This is a genomic window from Pseudomonas sp. HN2-3, from assembly GCF_020691745.1.
Classification (GTDB): Bacteria; Pseudomonadota; Gammaproteobacteria; order Pseudomonadales; family Pseudomonadaceae; genus Aquipseudomonas; species Aquipseudomonas capeferrum.
Window position 1 is genome coordinate 4,179,951 of sequence record NZ_CP085704.1, and the last position, 19,119, is coordinate 4,199,069.

Annotated in this window: 19 protein-coding genes; all 19 read right to left on the bottom strand. The window is 63.8% G+C overall.

Going from position 1 to position 19,119, the window contains the following annotated elements:
• Positions 1-40: 40 nt before the first annotated feature.
• The gene (gene flhF / locus LJX93_RS18900; RefSeq protein WP_033699450.1) at positions 41-1,348 is read right to left on the bottom strand and encodes a flagellar biosynthesis protein FlhF; all 1,308 of its coding nucleotides are present in this window, start codon (positions 1,346-1,348) and stop codon (positions 41-43) included.
• Positions 1,349-1,359: 11 nt separating this feature from the next.
• Positions 1,360-3,489: a flagellar biosynthesis protein FlhA gene (flhA, locus tag LJX93_RS18905; RefSeq protein WP_227696285.1), complete on the bottom strand. Its 2,130-nt coding sequence runs from the start codon at positions 3,487-3,489 to the stop codon at positions 1,360-1,362.
• Positions 3,490-3,880: 391 nt separating this feature from the next.
• On the bottom strand, positions 3,881-5,023 hold the full coding sequence (gene flhB / locus LJX93_RS18910) for a flagellar biosynthesis protein FlhB (protein WP_033699452.1): 1,143 nt from the start codon (positions 5,021-5,023) through the stop codon (positions 3,881-3,883).
• 2 nt (positions 5,024-5,025) lie between these two features.
• Complete coding sequence (fliR, locus tag LJX93_RS18915; protein ID WP_033699454.1) at positions 5,026-5,802, bottom strand: flagellar biosynthetic protein FliR; 777 nt, start codon at positions 5,800-5,802, stop codon at positions 5,026-5,028.
• 7 nt (positions 5,803-5,809) lie between these two features.
• Complete coding sequence (gene fliQ, locus LJX93_RS18920; protein WP_033699456.1) at positions 5,810-6,079, bottom strand: flagellar biosynthesis protein FliQ; 270 nt, start codon at positions 6,077-6,079, stop codon at positions 5,810-5,812.
• Positions 6,080-6,100: 21 nt separating this feature from the next.
• Complete coding sequence (gene fliP, locus LJX93_RS18925) at positions 6,101-6,856, bottom strand: flagellar type III secretion system pore protein FliP (RefSeq protein WP_077068491.1); 756 nt, start codon at positions 6,854-6,856, stop codon at positions 6,101-6,103.
• Positions 6,856-7,290: a flagellar biosynthetic protein FliO gene (gene fliO / locus LJX93_RS18930; protein WP_047583666.1), complete on the bottom strand. Its 435-nt coding sequence runs from the start codon at positions 7,288-7,290 to the stop codon at positions 6,856-6,858. Before fliO ends, fliP begins: the two co-directional genes overlap by 1 nt.
• 12 nt (positions 7,291-7,302) lie before the next feature.
• A complete protein-coding gene (fliN, locus tag LJX93_RS18935) occupies positions 7,303-7,767 on the bottom strand; it encodes a flagellar motor switch protein FliN (RefSeq protein ID WP_027593021.1) in 465 nt (154 codons plus the stop codon).
• A 47-nt stretch (positions 7,768-7,814) separates the two neighbouring features.
• Positions 7,815-8,783: a flagellar motor switch protein FliM gene (gene fliM / locus LJX93_RS18940; protein ID WP_027593022.1), complete on the bottom strand. Its 969-nt coding sequence runs from the start codon at positions 8,781-8,783 to the stop codon at positions 7,815-7,817.
• 9 nt (positions 8,784-8,792) lie between these two features.
• The gene (gene fliL, locus LJX93_RS18945; RefSeq protein WP_033699458.1) at positions 8,793-9,290 is read right to left on the bottom strand and encodes a flagellar basal body-associated protein FliL; all 498 of its coding nucleotides are present in this window, start codon (positions 9,288-9,290) and stop codon (positions 8,793-8,795) included.
• A gap of 417 nt (positions 9,291-9,707) precedes the next feature.
• Positions 9,708-10,958 (bottom strand): flagellar hook-length control protein FliK, encoded by a 1,251-nt coding sequence (locus tag LJX93_RS18950; protein WP_227696286.1) that lies wholly within the window; start codon positions 10,956-10,958, stop codon positions 9,708-9,710.
• Between the two features lie 71 nt (positions 10,959-11,029).
• Positions 11,030-11,377 carry an Hpt domain-containing protein gene (locus LJX93_RS18955; RefSeq protein WP_033699462.1) on the bottom strand — a complete coding sequence of 116 codons (348 nt, stop codon included), beginning with the start codon at positions 11,375-11,377 and terminating at the stop codon, positions 11,030-11,032.
• A 76-nt stretch (positions 11,378-11,453) separates the two neighbouring features.
• Positions 11,454-13,145: a fused response regulator/phosphatase gene (locus LJX93_RS18960; protein WP_156311008.1), complete on the bottom strand. Its 1,692-nt coding sequence runs from the start codon at positions 13,143-13,145 to the stop codon at positions 11,454-11,456.
• Positions 13,146-13,153: 8 nt separating this feature from the next.
• On the bottom strand, positions 13,154-13,459 hold the full coding sequence (locus LJX93_RS18965; RefSeq protein ID WP_047583663.1) for an STAS domain-containing protein: 306 nt from the start codon (positions 13,457-13,459) through the stop codon (positions 13,154-13,156).
• 108 nt (positions 13,460-13,567) lie between these two features.
• Positions 13,568-14,020 (bottom strand): flagellar export protein FliJ, encoded by a 453-nt coding sequence (gene fliJ / locus LJX93_RS18970; protein ID WP_095063721.1) that lies wholly within the window; start codon positions 14,018-14,020, stop codon positions 13,568-13,570.
• Positions 14,021-14,026: 6 nt separating this feature from the next.
• Entirely contained in the window at positions 14,027-15,385 is a 1,359-nt protein-coding gene (gene fliI, locus LJX93_RS18975; protein WP_033699466.1) for a flagellar protein export ATPase FliI, read from the bottom strand.
• Positions 15,375-16,145 carry a flagellar assembly protein FliH gene (gene fliH, locus LJX93_RS18980; RefSeq protein ID WP_047583665.1) on the bottom strand — a complete coding sequence of 257 codons (771 nt, stop codon included), beginning with the start codon at positions 16,143-16,145 and terminating at the stop codon, positions 15,375-15,377. The genes fliI and fliH overlap by 11 nt, the downstream gene beginning before the upstream one ends.
• Before the next feature lie 170 nt (positions 16,146-16,315).
• Positions 16,316-17,335, bottom strand: a complete 1,020-nt coding sequence (gene fliG / locus LJX93_RS18985; RefSeq protein ID WP_027593031.1) for a flagellar motor switch protein FliG — start codon at positions 17,333-17,335, stop codon at positions 16,316-16,318.
• Complete coding sequence (gene fliF, locus LJX93_RS18990) at positions 17,328-19,106, bottom strand: flagellar basal-body MS-ring/collar protein FliF (RefSeq protein ID WP_033699468.1); 1,779 nt, start codon at positions 19,104-19,106, stop codon at positions 17,328-17,330. Before fliF ends, fliG begins: the two co-directional genes overlap by 8 nt.
• Between the last annotated feature and the right edge of the window lie 13 nt (positions 19,107-19,119).

Consider the following 19,119-nt stretch of genomic DNA (forward strand, 5'->3'; position numbering starts at 1 on the left):
GCGTGCCCCTTGGCATAGCTACTTTGCACACGCTTCATCATCAACCCGCTCGCCGTGGGTTGTGGTAGAGATCAGCGAACATGTCGGCCATGGCCTCTTCGCTGGGCTCATCCTGCTGTTGCACATTGACCGCGCGCGTTACCAGTTGGTGCGCCCGTGGCAAGTGCAAATCGTCAGGAATACGTGGCCCATCGGTCAGGTAGGCCACCGGCAATTCATGACTGATGGCAAGGCTCAGCACATCGCCGAGGCTTGCCGTTTCATCGAGTTTGGTCAGGATGCAACCGGCCAGGCCACACCGCTTGTAGCTGTGGTAGGCGGCCGTCAGCACCTGCTTCTGGCTGGTGGTTGCCAGCACCAGGTAGTTCTTCGAGGCGATGCCGCGGCTCGCCAGGGTTTCGAGCTGCATGCGCAAGGCCGGGTCGCTGGCCTGCAGGCCGGCGGTATCGATCAGCACCACGCGTTTGCGCAGCAGCGGCTCCAGCGCTTGGGCCAGCGACTGGCCCGGGTCGACATAGGTCACCGGCACGTTGAGGATACGCCCCAGGGTCTTGAGCTGCTCCTGGGCACCGATGCGGAAGCTGTCCATGCTCACCAACGCCAGCTGCGGGGCGCCGTACTTGAGCACGTAACGCGCGGCCAGCTTGGCCAGGGTGGTGGTCTTGCCCATGCCGGCCGGGCCGACCATGGCGATCACACCGCCCTCTTCGATCGGCTCGACCTCGGGAATCTCGATCATCCGCGCCAGGTGCGCCAGCAGCATGCGCCAGGCCTGGCGCGGCTCTTCGATCTCGGTGGTGAGTTCAAGCAGCTCACGGGCAATCGGGCCGGACAGGCCGATGCGCTGCAGGCGGCGCCAGAGGTTGGCTTGCTGGGGCTTGCTGCCTTGCAGCTGGCTCCAGGCCAGCGAGCCGAGTTGCACTTCCAGCAGCTCGCGCAGGCCCGACAGCTCCGAGCGCATGGCATCGAACAGCCGTGGGTCGACCGGCGCCGGGCTGGGCGCAGCGGCAGGCGCCGGTGCATCCACGTGCGGCTCGACCAAGGGTTCCGAGGCGGTCAGCGACTGCCCGGCGAACAATTGGCGGTTGTTGTCGCTGCTGTCGCTGCGCTGATCCAGTTCGGCCTGGGCCGTGGCGATACGCGTGTGGGTCTTGCGCAGCTCTTCTTCAAGCTCGGCGTTGGGTACGCGCGGGGCCAGTGCGGACAGCTTGTAGTCCAGCGCCGCCGTCAATTCGACACCACCGGCAATGCGGCGGTTACCGATGATGGCGGCATCGGAGCCAAGCTCATCCCGGACCAGCTTCATGGCCTGACGCATATCGGCGGCGAAAAATCGCTTAACTTGCATTATCCACTACCTCAGCCGTTAGGGCCCACGGTGGCAACGATGGTGACTTGCTTGTTGTCAGGTATTTCCTGATACGCCAGAACATGCAAATTCGGTACAGCCAGGCGACCGAAGCGCGACAGCATGGCGCGGATCGGGCCGGCGACCAGAAGAATGGCCGGCTGGCCCTGCATCTCTTGGCGCTGGGCCGCGTCAATCAGCGAACGCTGCAGCTTTTCGGCCATGCTCGGTTCCAGAAGAACACCGTCTTCCTGACCCTGCCCGGCCCTTTGCAGACTATTGAGCAAAATCTGTTCCAACCTTGGCTCCAGGGTAATCACCGGCAGCTCCGACTCAACGCCGACAATGCTTTGCACGATGGCGCGACACAATCCGACGCGCACCGCCGCGACCAGCGCGGCGGTATCTTGACTCTTGCCGGCGTTGTTGGCGATAGCCTCGGCGATGCTGCGGATGTCGCGCACCGGTACCTGCTCGGACAACAACGCCTGCAAGACCTTGAGCAAGCCCGACAAGGAAATGACACCCGGCACCAGCTCTTCTGCAAGTTTAGGCGAAGCCTTGCCCAGCACCTGCAGCAGTTGCTGGACCTCTTCGTGGCCGATCAGCTCGTGACAGTGCTTTTGCAGGATCTGGTTGAGGTGGGTGGCCACCACGGTACTGGCGTCCACCACGGTGTAGCCCAGCGACTGCGCCTGGGAGCGCTGGCCAACGTCGATCCACACCGCCTCCAGGCCAAACGCCGGGTCGCGCGCGGCAATGCCGTTGAGGGTGCCAAATACCTGGCCTGGGTTGATCGCCAGCTCGCGGTCCGGGTAGATCTCCGCTTCGGCCAGAATCACCCCCATCAAGGTCAGGCGGTAGGCACTGGGCTGCAGGTCGAGGTTGTCGCGAATGTGCACGGTGGGCATGAGGAAGCCCAGGTCCTGGGACAGCTTCTTGCGCACGCCCTTGATCCGCGCCAGCAACTGGCCACCTTGGTTGCGGTCGACCAGCGGGATCAGCCGATAGCCCACTTCCAGGCCGATCATGTCGATCGGGGTAACGTCGTCCCAGCCCAGCTCCTTGGTTTCCAGCGCACGCTGCGGCGAGGGCAGCAGGTCCTGCTGGCGCTGCACCTCTGCCTGGGCCTTGGCCTTGACCTGCTGCTGTTTCTTCCACACCAGGTAGGCGCCGCCGCAGGCAATCAGGCCGAGGCTGAGGAAGGCCACGTGCGGCATGCCCGGCACCAGGCCCATGACGATCATCAGGCCGCCGGACACCGCCAGCGCCTTTGGCGAATCGAACATCTGCCGGTTGATCAGCTTGCCCATGTCTTCCGAGCCCGAGGCGCGGGTGACCATGATGGCTGCGGCGGTGGACAACAGCAGTGATGGCAATTGCGCCACCAAACCGTCACCGATGGTCAGCAGGGCATACACCTTGCCGGCTTCGCTGAACGGCATGCCGTGCTGGAGCATGCCGATGAGCATGCCGCCGATGAGGTTGATGAACAGGATCAACAGGCCGGCGATGGCATCGCCGCGCACGAACTTGCTGGCACCGTCCATCGAGCCGTAGAACTCGGCCTCCTGGGCCACCTCGGTACGGCGCGCCTTGGCCTGGGCCTGGTCGATCAGGCCAGCGTTGAGGTCGGCGTCGATGGCCATCTGTTTGCCCGGCATCGCATCGAGGGTAAAGCGTGCGCTTACCTCGGAAATACGCCCGGCGCCCTTGGTGACCACCACGAAGTTGATGATCATGAGGATGGCAAACACCACCGCACCGACCACGTAATTGCCGCCGATGACCACTTCACCGAAGGCCTGGATCACCTTGCCTGCGGCGCCGTGGCCCTCCTGACCATGGAGCATGACCACCCGCGTGGACGCCACGTTCAGCGCCAGGCGCAGCAAGGTCGCCACCAGCAGGATGGTGGGGAATGCGGCGAAGTCGAGCGGGCGCAGGGCGTACACGCAGACCAGCAGCACCACGATCGACAGGGCGATGTTGAAGGTGAAGAACACGTCGAGCAAGAACGGCGGTATCGGCAACATCATCATTGCCAACATCACCAGCAGCAACAGCGGCACGCCCAGGTTGCCCCGACCGAGACCGGCCAGGTTGTGGCGGGCGTTGCTGATTAACTGAGTGCGATCCACCGCGAGTCCTCTTGATGCAAAACTTTGACGCCCAGGGGGCGCCTGGGCGTGGCTCTGCAAGAAGCCTTCCAACTTTGCTATTTGGATGTACGCCGGGGATTTGGATGTACGCCGTGGGATTTTCGAATGCAGTTAGATCGAGCGCCGCCCGCGCGGCGCATCGCGACGCAAGGCCGCTCCTACATTTGTTTCGGGCCAGTTATTCCTGGGGTATTGGCGTGCGGCCCTTTGGCGCCCGCCTAAATATCGCGTCGTACTAACAAGGCGGTCGCGCGCAAATGCCACAGACCTCACTGGCCCGAAACAAACGTAGGAGCGGCCTTGCGTCGCGATGCGCCGCGCGGGCGGCGCTCGATCTCACAGGCGCCAAAACCCCATCGCCTGGCGCCTGTCAGCCATCACGCCGCAAATCCGGCGGAATCGGCAGATCGTCTTTCAAAGGCTCCGGCCGCTTGCCCTTGCCCGACCGGTACTGACGTATCTGGAACACATACGCCAGCACCTGCGCCACCGCCAGGTACAACCCCGCCGGGATCTCATGCTCAAGCTCGGTGGAGTAATAGATCGCCCGCGCCAGCGCCGGCGACTCAAGAATCTGCACCTTGTGCGCAACGCCGATTTCGCGAATTTTCAGTGCCATGAAATCAGTACCCTTGGCCAGCAACAGCGGCGCCGCCCCGCCCTTCTCCGGGTCGTATTGCAGCGCCACCGCATAGTGCGTCGGGTTCGTGATGATCACGTCCGCCTGCGGCACCGCGGCCATCATGCGCCGTTGCGATGCTTCGCGCTGCAACTGGCGAATACGCTGCTTGACCTCAGGCTTGCCCTCCGAGTCCTTGTACTCGTCACGCACTTCCTGCTTGGTCATCTTCATTTTCTTGTGCGTCTGCCACAGCTGGAACGGCACGTCCGCTGCCGCGATCAACAGCAACCCCGCCGACATCCACAACGCACTCCAACCCACCACCTGCAAACTGTGGATGATCGCCTGCTCCAGCGGCTCGTTGGCAATCGACAACAACGCCTGGCGGTCACTGACCAGCACCACCACCGCCACGATCAGGATCGCGAAGAACTTGACCAGTGCCTTGAGCAATTCGGTCAGGGAATTCATCGAGAACATCCGTTTGATCCCCGACAGCGGGCTCATGCGGCTGAATTTCGGCTGTAGCAGGCTGCCGGAAAATACAAAACCGCCCAGCGCGATAGGGGCAACGAACGAGATCACGAACAGCAAGATCAGCACCGGCTGCACCGCCCAGATCGCCATCTTGCCGGAGGCCAGCAGGAATGCGCCCATCGACCGCTCGTCGACGATGATCTCGCGGGTCAGGCTGAAGTTCATGCGCATCAGGTTCAGCAGCGTCTCGGCCAGGTGCCCGCCAAACATCAGCAGGCCACCGGCACCGGCCAGGGTCACCGCCACGGTGTTCAGCTCCTTGGAGCGGGCAACCTCGCCTTTTTCACGCGCGTCGCGTTTGCGCTTTTCGGTGGGGTCTTCTGTTTTGTCCTGACCGCTCTCGCTTTCAGCCATGCTCAGCGTGCCCTCGCCAGATCACGCAGCCATTGCAGCGCATCGCTGGCCAATGCCTGGTAGTGGGAAAGAATATCGGCCAGGCCTATCCAGAAAATCCCCATGCCCATGACCAGGGTCAGCGGGAAGCCGATAGAGAAGATGTTCAACTGCGGCGCCGCACGCGTCATCACGCCAAAGGCGATGTTCACCACCAGCAAGGCTGCGATCACCGGCAAGATCAGCAATAGCCCGGCGCCAAACACCCAGCCCAGGCGCCCGGCCATTTCCCAGAACTGATTGACCACCAGCGCGTTGCCTACCGGCAAGGTGGTGAAGCTTTCGGTGAGCACCTCGAACACCACCAGGTGCCCGTTCATCAACAGGAACAGCACGCTGATCAGCATGGTCATGAACTGGCTGATCACCGTGACGTTGACACCGTTGGCCGGGTCGACCATCGAGGCGAAGGCCATGCCCATCTGCACCGCGACGATCTGGCCGGCGATGACGAAGGCCTGGAACAGCAACTGCAACGAGAAACCGAACAACGCCCCGACGATGACCTGCTCACCACACAGCAGCAGCCCCTGCAGGCTCAACGGGTCGAATTCGGGCAACGGCGGCAGCGCCGGCACGATCACCACGGTGATGGCCACCGCCACGTACAGGCGCACCCGCGCCGGCAGCATGCGCGTGCCAAAGATCGGCATGGTCATCAGCACCGCCGTCACCCGGAACAACGGCAGGATGAAGGTGGCGACCCAGGTGCCGATCTGCGCGTCGGTCAGCTCCAGCATGGCCGTATCAACCGATCAGCTGCGGAATGCTGGTGTAGAGGGTGGTGATGTATTCCATGAACTTCTGCACCAGCCATGGCCCGGCGACGATCAGCGTAACCAGCATCACCAGCAGGCGCGGCAGAAAGCTCAGGGTCTGTTCGTTGATCTGCGTGGCAGCCTGGAACATCGCCACCATCAGGCCCACCAGCAGGCTCGGCACCACCAGGATGGCGACCATCAGCGTGGTCATCCAGAGGGCATCGCGGAACAGGTCGACAGCAACTTCAGGGGTCATGCGTGGCTCTCCTTGGCAGCGTCAGACGCCGCCGAAACTACTGGCCAGGGTGCCCATGATCAGCGCCCAGCCATCGACCAGGACGAACAGCATGATCTTGAACGGCAGCGAAATGATCAGCGGTGACAGCATCATCATACCCATCGCCATCAGCACGCTGGCGACCACCATGTCGATGATCAGGAACGGGATGAAGATCATGAAACCGATCTGGAACGCGGTCTTGAGCTCGGAGGTGACGAAGGCCGGTACCAGGATGGTCAGCGGCACCTGGTCGGGGCCGGCGATGTCGGTGCGCTTGGACAGGCGCATGAACAGGTCCAGGTCGCTCTGCCGGGTTTGTGCCAGCATGAAGTCCTTGAGTGGCCCCTGGGCTTTGTCGATGGCCTGCTGGGCGGTCATCTGTTCCTTCAGGTACGGCTGCAGGGCATCCTGGTTCACCCGGTCGAACACCGGCGCCATGATGAACATGGTCAAGAACAGCGCCATGCCGGTCAGGATCTGGTTCGAAGGCGTCTGCTGCAAACCCAGGGCCTGACGCAAAATCGAGAAGACGATGATGATGCGGGTGAAGCTGGTCATCAGGATGACGAACGCCGGGATGAAACTCAGCGCCGTCATGATCAGCAGGATCTGCAGGCTGACCGAATACTCCTGCTGCCCGTCCGCCCCATTGGACAGGGTAATGGCCGGGATCGACAGCGGGTCGGCGGCCAGGGCCAACGGCGCGGCCAGCAGCAGCGCCAGAGTCAACATCATGCGCAGCACGCCGATCATCACTTGTTGTCCTTAGGGTCCTTGCCCATCAGCTCCATCAGCCGCTGGGCGAACTCCGGCGTCGCCTGACGAGCAGTGGCGGGCACTTCCACGGGTTCGGCCAGCACATGCAAAGCCTCGATACTGCCTGGGGTATGGCCGATCAGGATCTGCTCCTTGCCGACCTGCACCAGCAACAGCCGGTCACGCGGGCCGATGGCCCGGCTGCCGACGATCTCGATCACCTGCCCACCCTTGACCGCCGTGCCTTGCATACGGCGCAACAACCAGGCCAGGAAGAAGATCAGGCCCACCACCAGCAGCAGGCCAAAGACCATCTGCGCCAGTTGCCCACTCAGGCTGCCGGGTGCGGCGGCGGTGGTCGCCGCAGGGCTGGCCGCCGCACAGGCCAACTGGCTGGCGAACAGCCCGGCAAAGGCGGCGCTGGCGCGCATCGAGCCCTTCACTCAGCGCAGCTTCTTGATACGTTCGCTGGGGCTGATCACGTCGGTCAGGCGGATGCCGAACTTCTCGTTGACCACCACCACTTCGCCATGGGCGATCAAGGTGCCGTTGACCAGCACGTCGAGCGGCTCACCGGCCAGGCGATCGAGTTCGATCACCGAACCCTGGTTGAGCTGCAGCAGGTTGCGGATGTTGATCTCGGTACTGCCCACTTCCATGGAAATGTTCACCGGGATATCCAGGATCACGTCCAGGTTGGGGCCTTCCAGGCTGACATTTTCGTTCGGCCGCGGCGAGCTGGCGAACTCTTCCATCGGCAGGCGGCCCGCGCCGCTGTTGCCGGTGTCGCCGCCCAGCAGCGCATCGATATCGGCTTGGCCGGCGTCACCGGTTTCCTCCAGCGCCGCAGCCCATTCGTCGGCCAGGGCCTGATCCTCTGGGGAGGTGATCTCGTTTTCGTTAGCCATGATTTCCTCGACAGGCATTCAATTCGTAGTGAGCGACCGGCACGCCGTCAGCGGCGTTCGATCGGGTCGATGATCTGCAGCGCCAGGTTGCCCTTGTGCGAGCCCAGGCGCGCCTTGAACGACGGCACGCCGTTGGCGCGCAACACCAGGTGTTCGGGCAGCTCCACCGGGATCACATCGCCCGGCTGCATGTGCAGGATGTCGCGCAGCTTCAGCTGGCGGCGGGCGACGGTGGCGGTCAAGGGCACGGCAACGTCCAGCACGTCCTCGCGCAGGGCCTTGACCCAGCGCTCGTCCTGGTCGTCCAGGTCAGACTGGAAGCCGGCATCCAGCATCTCGCGCACCGGCTCGATCATCGAGTACGGCATGGTCACGTGCAGGTCGCCGCCACCGCCGTCCAGCTCGATGTGGAAGGTCGACACCACCACCGCCTCACTGGGACCGACGATGTTGGCCATGGCCGGGTTGACCTCGGAGTTCATGTACTCGAAGTTGACCGGCATGATCGCCTGCCAGGCTTCCTTGAGGTCGACGAAGCACTGGTCAAGGACCATACGCACCACCCGCAGCTCGGTCGGGGTGAACTCACGGCCTTCGATCTTGGCGTGACGGCCGTCACCCCCGAAGAAGTTGTCCACCAGCTTGAACACCAGCTTGGCGTCGAGGATGAACAGCGAAGTGCCACGCAGCGGCTTGATCTTGACCAGGTTGAGGCTGGTCGGCACATACAGCGAATGCACGTACTCGCCGAACTTCATCACCTGCACGCCGCCCACCGCCACGTCGGCGGAGCGGCGCAGCAGGTTGAACATGCTGATGCGGGTGTAGCGGGCAAAGCGCTCGTTGATCATTTCCAGGGTCGGCATGCGACCGCGCACGATCCGATCCTGGCTGGTCAGGTCGTAGCTTTTGATACTGCCTGGCTCGGAAGCGCTTTCGGTCTGCACCAGACCGTCGTCGACACCGTGCAACAGCGCATCGATTTCATCCTGGGACAGCAGGTCCTGTACGGCCATTGCGGACTCCTACTGCAATACGAAATTGGTGAACAGCAACTGGTCGATGACCGGCTTGCCGACTTCCTTCTGTGCGACTTCCTGGACCACGGCGGTGGCTTTCTGACGCAGCATTTCCTGCCCGACCGGGCTGCTGGCCAAGGTATCGAAGCCTTGCCCGGAGAACATCATCACCAGGTTGTTGCGAATCACCGGCATGTGCACCTTGAGGGCGTCCAGGTCGGCCTGGTTGCGGCCTTGCAAGGTGATGCTCAGTTGCATGTAGCGCTGGCGACCGTTCTGGTTGAAATTGACCACGAAGGCTGGGGTGAGGGCTTCGTAGAGGGCCGCGGGCTTGGCGTTGGCAGCGGCCGGGTCGGCTGCGGGGGCCGGCTCGCTCTTGTGCATGATGAACCAGGTGGCGCCCACCGAAAGGCCGATTGCCAGTACCAGGCCCAGCACCAACAGCAGGATCAGCTTGAGTTTGCCTTTTGTGGCGGGGTCTTTTACTGCTTCGGTTTTCGCCATGCCAATAATCCGTCGTCCATCGGGGGTTCACAGGAGGATGACGTGGCTTGAGCAAGTGTTATGCCAGGTTTTGGGGAGGGGGATGGAATGAGGTTCGGAGGGGTTTGTCGTTGGGCTTGTCGTTGGATGTGCAGCGCCTGTGAGATCGAGCGCCGCCCGCGCGGCGCTTCGCGGGGCAAGCCCGCTCCCACATCTGTTTCGGGCCAGTTATTCCTGAGGCATTGGCGCGCGGCCCCTTGATGTTCGCCTCAGTATCGCGTCGGACAAACAAGGCGGTCGCGCGCAAATGTCACAGACCTCACTGGCCCGAAACAGATGTGGGAGCGGCGGTGCGGCGATCCGACTTGCCCCGCGAAGCGCCGCGCGGGCGGCGCTCGATCTCAAAGGCGCTAAAACCTAACGACATGCACCCTGCCATCACGCGTAATAATCAACCGCACTGTCGCCAATCACCACCTGCTGCTCAACTGCGCCAGCGCTCTCGCCCTGTTCTACGCCGCCCTGCCCGGCCCCCTGCCGTGCCGCAACCCCAGACAGATTACTGCCCTGCTCCTGCGCCTGCTGGTGTTGCTGCTGCCCCCGCGACTGGTCAGCAACGTTGACATCCGGCTGCGCCAAGCCCTGCTGGGCAAACAACTCCCGCAGCCGGTGCAGCTGGCTGTCGAGCGCATCACGCACGCCAGCGTGGCCGCTGATGAACGTCACCTGGGTCGACTGGTCCGTCGCTACATTGACGCGAATGTCCAGCCGCCCCAACTCCGCCGGCTCCAACTGGATATCCGCCGATTTGAGGTTCTGGCTGGACAAGTACATGACCCGATTGACCAGGCCCTCGGTCCAGGCGCTCTGGTTCATCGGCAGCGGCTGGTGCAATGGGCTGGCATTCGCCGGCACGGCATTGGCGGTCTTCGCCGTGGCCGCCTGGGTCAGGCTGGCCAGGCGATCGGCGAAATCGTCGATGCGCGTGTCGCTGCTGGCAGCCTTGGTGTCTTTCAAGCCATCTTCGAGCAGCGCGCCAAAGGCCTTGCCACCCGGCTCACCCGCCTCACCCTCGGCGTTGTCGATCAGGTTCGCCAAGGTATTGACGCTAGCCTCGTCGCCCTGGGCCTGCGAAGGGTCCACAGCGTGTGCCGAGGTGGTGCCCTTGGCCTGAGCGCTCTGCTCCAGCGCCAGGCGCAAGGTCGGCAGGTTGGCCAAGGGGTCGGCGTCAGGGTCGAAGGCTTCTTCGGCGGGCGCCTCTTCTGGCAGCGCGGCGCTCGCCAGCGACTGCGCAGCGGCAGCTTGCAGCACCGGGGCGACCGCCTCGGCCTGGGCTTGAATCAATTGCGCACCGGGTTGCGCATCGGTGACCTGGCCGGCCACCAGGTTGGCGTCGCTCAGCCCCGTATCGGCCTGATCATCGCTTGGCAATTTGTTGCCGTCATCGGCAACCGCTGGCTTGTCGGCAGCCTCTTTTTTGCCGCCTTGCGCCGGCTCTGGCTTGTCCTTGGGCTTGGCCTGGGCGACCTTGTCGTCCTGCCCGAAGGTTTTCTGTTTGGCCATGACCTGATCGAAGCCGCCGCCCGCGCCGCCCAGCGCCTGTAACGGCTTGTCCGTCATCGAGCTGGCCGCTCGCGACGACTTGCCTACGGCGTTTGCTTGCAACAAAGGATTGGGTGCGACAGGCATTGAGCGGTCTCCGCGCCAGAAACTGAGTAATCATCCGGGCAAAGACAGGCAAGACTCAGGCCAAGTGTGCATCAGCCTGCCGAGATGCGGTGTTCCTCACCGCGGTAGAAGCGCCGAACCTCCATATATTCAAGGTCGATGCGGTTGATCAGGTCCTCGATGCCATACAAGGGTGGCTGCCGTACGCGGTCTTCCAGTTGCTGACACAAGCCGGCCAGGGCGACAGCCCCCATGTTGCTGCTGCTGCCCTTGAAACTATGCGCGGCCGAACCCAGCTCGTCGGCACTCTTGGCGGCGTGCAATTCGCTCAGGCGACGCTCGGAGTCATCCAGGAATGTCTGCACCAGATGCAGGTAGCCATCCTCCATGACCTCACGCAGATCACTGAGCACCTTGTGGTCGATATGAATCTCAGTCACTTGTTCACTCCTTGATCAAGCCAGATTATGCCCGAGCCAGGGCGTGGCCCTCTACAAAAGCGCTCACCCCAAGCACTCACCAGACAAACTCGACCCGCGCACAGCGGCCACCTTCGCACCACTGAGCGTCGCTGCCGAGCCGCCGCACCAGGTTCACACCCCGGCCACTCAAACACTGCTCCTGCGCTGGCCGCGACAATACCTGCTGCACATCGAACCCTGCGCCACTGTCACGCACCTCGATCATCAGACGCCCGCCCTGGGCATGGGGTTCAACCTTGAGGTCGATGCGCACGAAGCCGTCAGCCAAAGCCCCCAATCGCCGGGCACGCTCTCGATAGTAGTCGGCAAAGCCCTCAACATCGCGCTTGAGCCGCGAATCCAAGCCCAGCACCCCATGCTCCAGGGCATTGGAAAACAGCTCGCTGAGCACACTGTGCAGGCTGCCGGTGCGCGAGCGCAGCGGGTGGATCTCCTGCAACAGTTGCACCAGGTACGGCACCGGGTTGAACCGCCTCAGGCTATCGCCGCGCAGTTCGAAGCCGAGCGACCAGTCGAGCGGGCTGGGCCGGCCGCGTTCAGCGTAGATCATTGGCGCCGGCACCCGCTCATCCGCCGTGAACATGCGGATGTCACACAAGCTGATGTCGTCCCGAGGCCGCCCACCGAAACGCTCAAGGGCCTGCATCACCTCATCGAACAGGCGCACCGAGTCTCGGTTGCCGGCCAACACCTCATGCAGGCGCTCGACGCCGAACAAGCGTTCTTGGTCATCGGCCGTGTCGAGCACCCCGTCCGACAACAACAGCAAGCGCTCCCCTGCCGCCAACGGCAGCACTTCGGTGCTGTCATCGAAGCGCTCGGGCGCAAGAACGCCCAGCGGCAGATGGCGCGAGACCAACGCCGACAGCACCTCACCGCCCGCCGACAAGCGATAGCCGTCAGGCATGCCGCCGTTCCACACCTCCACCGAACCGCGCTGCACGCTGAGGTTGAGCATCAACGCACAGCAGAACATGTCCACCGGCAGGATGCGCTTAAGCTTGGCGTTCATCTCGCGCAGCGTCTGCGCCAGGCCGTAGCCCTTGGCCGTCATGCCGTAGAACACCTCGGCCAGGGGCATGGCGCCGACGGCGGCAGGCAGGCCGTGGCCGGTGAAATCGCCCAGTAGCACCTGCATGTCCCCAGACGGCGTGAACGCTGCCAGCAGCAGGTCACCGTTGAACAGCGCATAGGGCGATTGCAGGTAGCGGATATTGGGCGCGGCCAGGCAACCGGCATGGGCCACCTTGTCGAACACGGCCTTGGCCACCCGCTGCTCGTTGAGCAAGTAGTGATGGTGGCGAGTGATCTCGTCGCGCTGGGCCAGCACGGTCGCCTGCAACCGGCGCAGGCGGTCCATGGCGCGTATCTTGGCGCCGAGGATCACCGCACGGTAAGGCTTGGCCATGAAATCATCGCCGCCAGCCTCCAGGCAGCGCACCAGGGCGTCTTCCTCGTTCAGCGAGGTCAGGAAGATGATCGGCACCAGCGCCTCGCCGGCCAGGGCCTTGATCTGCCGAGCCGCCTCGAACCCGTCCATCACCGGCATCAACGCATCGAGCAGTACCAGTTGCGGCCGCCGCTCGACAAACAGCGCCACCGCCTGCTCGCCGTTTTCGGCCGTGAACACCTGGTGCCCTTGGCGCCGGACGATCTGCGCAAGCAACAGGCGGTCGGCCGCCCCGTCTTCGGCAACCAGCACGGTCAATGCCTGTTCGGCAGCCATCACACGGCTCAACTGATATCGAACAGTTTGTCGAAATTGGAGATGGCGAGGATCTTGCGAACGTCGGAGCTGGCATGAATGACGCGCACGTCGGCCTCGTCGCCGCCTGCATGGTCACGCAATAGCAACAGCATGCCGAGCGCGGAGCTATCGAGGTAGGTGGCGTCCTTCAGGTCGACCACCACCGAGTCAGGCTGGTCGTTCTGGCGCTCGTAGGCATCACGAAACTCCTGATGCTTGCCGAAATCGAAGCGCCCTGTGATCTTGATCGTCAGCTTTTTCCCGTCCTGCGAAAAATCAGTTTCGACTGCCATGCTAGCGATTCCTTCGATGATGGCGGATGCAACTCTTTTAAGGTTTAGCAGGCGATGGCATGGGTGGCAAGCACACGGCCCCGCCTGCGGCGCGCAGGCCGGTGCAAGTTAAAAGTGGCTTTGCCGCGGCAGGCGCTGGGACAGTTCGTCGAGCAGTCGCTGTTCGCGCTTGTCTTCGGCCCGCCGTGCTTCGTCCAGGTAACGTTGCACCAACTTGCGCAACCCCTCCACTCGGGCATAGGCCTGTTGCCAGGTGCCGCGGGCGTTGTTCAGGTTGTTCTGGTGCCAGGTAAGGCTCTGGCGCTGCTGGGTCATGGCCGTTTCCAATTGCCCGAGGAAGCGCTGGTAGTTGACCAGCCAGTTGCCATCGACGCCCTGCCCGCCGCGGCTGATCCACTGCAGTTGGTAGTCTTCACGAAAGCGCTCGAGCTCGGCCAGCTTCACCTGCGCCTGGGCCACCTGCTGCTGGAAGTGCCCAAGGCGCTGGGCAGCCTTGCGCTCGGCCTCTTCGGCCATGGTCACCACCGGCGCCAGGCGCGCAGCACGTCCAGGCAGCGCCATGGCCTATCAGCCCGCCGCCGGAGGCGTGAAGATCGCCCCCAGCTGCTCGCGGCTCTGCGCCATGCCGACGTTCTCGTCCAGGCCTTGGCGTAAAAAGTCCACCAGCCGCGATTGCAGGGCGATGGCCAGGTCCGTCTCCGGGTCGCCACCCGGCACATAGGCACCCACGCTGATCAGGTCGCGGCTCTGCGACAGGCGCGACCACAGTTGCTTGAATTTTTGCGCCTGGCGCAAATGGTCGCTATCGACCACCTGGGGCATGACCCGGCTGATCGAGGCTTCGATGTCGATCGCCGGGTAGTGGCCTTCCTCGGCCAGGCGGCGCGACAGCACGAAGTGGCCGTCGAGCACACCCCGCGCCGAGTCGGCGATTGGGTCCTGCTGGTCATCGCCTTCCGACAAGACCGTGTAGAACGCGGTGATCGAGCCGCCACCGGCCTCGCCATTACCGGCGCGCTCCACCAGCTTGGGCAGCTTGGCGAACACCGACGGCGGGTAACCGCGGGTGGCCGGCGGCTCACCGATGGCCAGGGCGATTTCACGCTGGGCCTGGGCAAAACGGGTCAGCGAATCCATCAACAACAGCACATTCTTGCCCTTGTCGCGGAAGTACTCGGCGATACGCGTGCAATACATGGCAGCGCGCAGGCGCATCAGCGGCGCATCATCGGCAGGCGATGCGACCACCACCGAGCGCTTGAGGCCTTCTTCACCGAGAATATGCTCGATGAATTCCTTCACCTCGCGGCCCCGCTCGCCGATCAGCCCGACGACGATGATCTCGGCTTCGGTGAAGCGCGTCATCATGCCCAGCAACACCGACTTACCCACGCCGGTACCGGCGAACAGGCCCAGGCGCTGGCCGCGACCGACGGTGAGCAGGCCATTGATGCTGCGAATGCCCACATCCAGCGGCACGCTGATGGGGTCGCGGTTGAGCGGGTTGATGACCGGGCCGTCCATCGGCACCCAGTCTTCGGCCTTCATGCCGCCCTTGCCATCGAGGGCGCGCCCGGCGCCGTCCAGCACCCGCCCGAGCATGCTCATGCCCATCGGCAGGCGGCCGCCGTCATCCAGCGGCACCACCCGTGCGCCGGGGGCGATACCGACGATGCTGCCAACCGGCATGAGGAACACCTTGGTGCCGGAAAAGCCCATGACTTCAGCTTCTACCTGCACCGGGTGGTAGCTGTCGTCGTTGATCACCAGGCAGCGGCTGCCCACTGCGGCGCGCAGGCCTTCGGCCTCCAGGGTGAGGCCGACCATGCGCAGCAGGCGGCCTTCGACGATGGGTTGCGCCGGCAGTTCGATCGCCTCGGCGTAACTGCCCAGGCGCTTGCCGAAACTGGTGCGATCAAGGCGCATCGGGGTGGTCCAGGTCGATGGACATATCCGCTGGCGCCGGGTGCAGGGAATGGTCGTGAAGCTGGTCGAACAACTGCGCCACGGCCTTCTCGATACGCGTCTCCATGCTGGCGTCGATGCGGCTGTGCGCCGTCTCGATGCGGCAGCCACCCGGCAGCAGGGCTTCGTCTTCAAGCAGGCGCCAGTTTTCTTCATGGCGTTCGCGCAAGGCCTTGGCCAGTTCGAAATCCTGGGGGTTGAGATGGATGCGGATGTTGTCGGCGCCCATCGGCAGCAGCTTGAGGGCTTCGCGCAGCACCTGGGTGATCTGGCTGGAGTCATTGCGCAACTCGCGGCCGATCACCTGGCGGGTCATGTGCGCGACCAGGTGCACCAGGGTTTTCTCGATGTGCGTGTCCTGTTCGGCAATGGGCTCCATCAGGTTCGCCATCAACTGCTCGAGGCTGCCCAGCTTGGCTGCCAGGGCCTGTTCGGCCTCCTGGCGCACCTTCAGCTGGGTGCTGTGAAAGCCCTCGCGCTCACCGGTGGCGAAGCCTTCGTTGTAGGCCTCCTGGCGAATCGCTTCGAGCTCTTCGAGGGTCAGCGGCTGGACTTCTTCCAGCGGTACCTCCTCGACTTCTTCCTCGATGGCTACCGGTTCCGGCTCAGGCTCGGGTTGCGGCTCAGGCTGCGGGTCGAAGCTGGGAAGCGCCCAGACGTCGACGCCCTCGAGGTCGCGGGCGCGAATCAGGTCGCTGGGGTGGTGCTCTTTGCTGGACATGTTCTCAGGTACTCAAAAACCATCTGCAAGCAACGCGGCCCCGTGTAGGAGCGGCCTTGCGTCGCGAAAGGGCTGCGAAGCGGCCCCTGGATTTCAGCGTCGCAACCTATATCGCCGGGTCCGCTCTGCGGCCCTTTCGCGACGCAAGGCCGCTCCTACACGAGGATGGATCAGATCATTTCCTCGGCGCCCTTGCCACCGAGCACGATCTCGCCAGCCTCGGCCATGCGGCGAGCGATGGTGAGGATTTCCTTCTGCGCCGTTTCCACGTCGCTGACCCGCACCGGCCCCTTGGCCTCCAGGTCGTCGCGCAGCAGTTCCGAGGCACGCTTGGACATGTTCTTGAAGATCTTGTCCTTGACCCGCTCGTCGGCGCCCTTGAGCGACACCACCAGTACGTCGGAGGACACCTCGCGCAACAGCGCCTGGATACCGCGGTCGTCGACATCGGCCAGGTTGTTGAAGACGAACATCAGGTCTTCGATCTGCTCCGACAGGTCGTTGTCGACCTCGCGGATCGAGTCCATCAGCGCACCTTCCACCGAGCTGTCGAGGAAGTTCATGATGTCAGCGGCACGCTTGATACCACCCAAGGTGGTCCGCGCGGCATTGGAGTTGCCCGAGAACTGCTTCTCGAGAATCTGGTTCAGCTCCTTGAGCGCTGCCGGTTGCACGGTGTTGAGCGAAGATACGCGCAGGATGATATCCAACCGCACCTTGTGGTCGAAGTTGCTCAGCACTTCACCGGCCTGGTCAGGGTCCAGGTAGGCGACCACGATGGCCTGGATCTGCGGGTGCTCGTAGCGGATCACATCGGCCACGGCACGCGGCTCCATCCACTTGAGGCTGTCCAGGCCGCTGGTGTTGCCGCCCAGCAGGATGCGGTCGATCAGGCCGTTGGCCTTGTCTTCGCCCAGGGCCTGGTTGAGCATCTTGCGGATATAACCGTCGGAGCCCACGCCCAGGCTGGTCTGGTCGCCAACGATGTCGACGAACTCGCTCATCACCTGCTCGACCTGGTCGCGGTGCACGTTGCCCATCTGCGCCATGGCCACACCCACCCGCTGCACTTCCTTGGGCCCCATGTGCCGCAGAACCTGGGCAGCATCAGTTTCGCCCAGCGAGAGCAGGAGGATCGCCGCTTTGTCGACACGGCTCAGCTTGGCGGTAACGGCTCGGTTATCACTCATCGGCGTTGATCCAGTCTTTCACGACCTGGGCCACGCGGCCCGGGTCTTCGGCCACCAGGCCTTTGATTGCGTTGAGCTGTGCCTCGTAACCCTCGCTCGGGCTTGGCAACAGAATGCTTGTCGGGCCACCCAGACTGACGCGGTCGTTGGCCAGTTCGCCATCCAGACCGATCATGCCGCCCAGCTCCATGTCGCTATCCGAGGCAGCCTGCTTGCCGCCCCCGGTGATGTTGTTGAGCACCGGCCGCAGTACGCCGAACACCAGCACCAGGATGAACACTACGCCCAGCACTTGCTTGACGATGTCCCAGAACCACGGCTGCTGATAGAAGGCGATGTCGGCGATTTCTTCGCCACGGTCGGCGGCGAACGGCACGTTGATTACCGTCACGCTGTCGCCGCGGCTGGCATCGAAGCCGACCGCGTCCTGCACCAGGCGGGTAAAGCGCGCCAAGTCCTCGGCGCCCCACGGCGCACGGGTGGCTTCGCCGCTAGCAGGGTCGACCTTGAGCTGGTCGTCGACCACCACCGCTACCGACAGGCGGGTCATGCGGCCCTGCTGCTGACGGGTGTGGCTGATGGAGCGGTCCAGCTCGAAGTTCTTGGTGCTCTGCTGACGCTTGTCCGACGGGTACGGCGCGAGCATTGGCTGGCCGGTGGCCGGGTCCATGATCTGCTGGCCGTTGGCATCCACCAGCGGTTGGCCAGGCTGGATGGCAGGGGCCGGGGTGGCGGCTGCGGCGGTGGTTTGCGGCGCGGAGGCAGCACCCGGTGGCTGGTTGCTCAGTGCACCCGGCACGCCTTGTGGGCCCTGGCTGCTGGCGCGCTGCTCGTCGACCGACTGCTCGCTGCGCAGCGCCGGCTGGTCCGGGTTGAACTGCTCGGACGTCGATTCCACCGCACTGAAGTCCAGGTCGGCGGACACTTCGGCCTTGTAGCGGTCATTGCCCAACACCGGCTGCAGGATATTGTGCACGCGCTGGGTGAGCATGCTTTCCATGCGGCGGCTGTAGTCGAACTGCTTGCCCGCCATGGTCAGGGCGGTGTCCTGCAACTGCTCGGACAGCAGGTTGCCCTTCTGGTCGACGACGGTGACCTGCGACTTGTCCAGCTCTGGCACGCTGGTGGCGACCAGGTTGACGATCGCCATCACCTGCCCGGCTTCCAGCGCGCGGCCTGGGTACAATTCGACCAGTACCGAGGCGCTGGGCTTGCGTTCGTCACGCACGAACACCGAGCTTTTCGGGATCGCCAGGTGCACGCGTGCGCCCTTGACGTTGTTCAGGCTGGACACTGTGCGCGCCAGTTCACCTTCGAGGCTGCGGCGATAGCGGGTGGCCTCCATGAACTGGCTGGTGCCCAGGCCCTGCTCCTTGTCGAGCAGTTCGAAACCGACATTGCCATCGCTCGGTGCCACGCCTGCGGCCGCCAGTTTCAGGCGCGCACGGGAGAGGTCGTCGGCCTTGACCAGCAGAGCGCCGGAATTGGGCTCGACGTTGTAGGGAATGTCTGCAGCGGCCAGGGTTTCCATGACCTGCTTGGTGTCCATGCCCGACAGGCTGCCGTACAGCGGCCGGTAGTCGGGCTGTTGCGACCACAGCACCACGGCAAAGCCGATGGCCACGCTCGCGGCCAAGCCGACCATGAGGCCGACCTGACGCAGCATGGGCATCTGCGAGATGTTTTCCAGAAACGCCATACCGAACAGCGGCGGCTTGGACGCTGGCTGGCCGCTCTTGGCGGGGGCGTTGTCGACGACTGCTTCAGCCATGGGTTACGTCCGT

Excerpts from the sequence above, each read along its gene's own strand:
- flhF (WP_033699450.1), bottom strand. The coding sequence starts at position 1,348 with ATGCAAGTTAAGCGATTTTTCGCCGCCGATATGCGTCAGGCCATGAAG.
- flhB (WP_033699452.1), bottom strand. The coding sequence starts at position 5,023 with ATGGCTGAAAGCGAGAGCGGTCAGGACAAAACAGAAGACCCCACCGAA.
- fliR (WP_033699454.1), bottom strand. The coding sequence starts at position 5,802 with ATGCTGGAGCTGACCGACGCGCAGATCGGCACCTGGGTCGCCACCTTC.
- fliQ (WP_033699456.1), bottom strand. The coding sequence starts at position 6,079 with ATGACCCCTGAAGTTGCTGTCGACCTGTTCCGCGATGCCCTCTGGATG.
- fliP (WP_077068491.1), bottom strand. The coding sequence starts at position 6,856 with ATGATCGGCGTGCTGCGCATGATGTTGACTCTGGCGCTGCTGCTGGCC.
- fliO (WP_047583666.1), bottom strand. The coding sequence starts at position 7,290 with ATGCGCGCCAGCGCCGCCTTTGCCGGGCTGTTCGCCAGCCAGTTGGCC.
- fliN (WP_027593021.1), bottom strand. The coding sequence starts at position 7,767 with ATGGCTAACGAAAACGAGATCACCTCCCCAGAGGATCAGGCCCTGGCC.
- fliM (WP_027593022.1), bottom strand. The coding sequence starts at position 8,783 with ATGGCCGTACAGGACCTGCTGTCCCAGGATGAAATCGATGCGCTGTTG.
- fliL (WP_033699458.1), bottom strand. The coding sequence starts at position 9,290 with ATGGCGAAAACCGAAGCAGTAAAAGACCCCGCCACAAAAGGCAAACTC.
- LJX93_RS18950 (WP_227696286.1), bottom strand. The coding sequence starts at position 10,958 with ATGCCTGTCGCACCCAATCCTTTGTTGCAAGCAAACGCCGTAGGCAAG.
- LJX93_RS18960 (WP_156311008.1), bottom strand. The coding sequence starts at position 13,145 with ATGGCTGCCGAACAGGCATTGACCGTGCTGGTTGCCGAAGACGGGGCG.
- LJX93_RS18965 (WP_047583663.1), bottom strand. The coding sequence starts at position 13,459 with ATGGCAGTCGAAACTGATTTTTCGCAGGACGGGAAAAAGCTGACGATC.
- fliJ (WP_095063721.1), bottom strand. The coding sequence starts at position 14,020 with ATGGCGCTGCCTGGACGTGCTGCGCGCCTGGCGCCGGTGGTGACCATG.
- fliI (WP_033699466.1), bottom strand. The coding sequence starts at position 15,385 with ATGCGCCTTGATCGCACCAGTTTCGGCAAGCGCCTGGGCAGTTACGCC.
- fliH (WP_047583665.1), bottom strand. The coding sequence starts at position 16,145 with ATGTCCAGCAAAGAGCACCACCCCAGCGACCTGATTCGCGCCCGCGAC.
- fliG (WP_027593031.1), bottom strand. The coding sequence starts at position 17,335 with ATGAGTGATAACCGAGCCGTTACCGCCAAGCTGAGCCGTGTCGACAAA.
- fliF (WP_033699468.1), bottom strand. The coding sequence starts at position 19,106 with ATGGCTGAAGCAGTCGTCGACAACGCCCCCGCCAAGAGCGGCCAGCCA.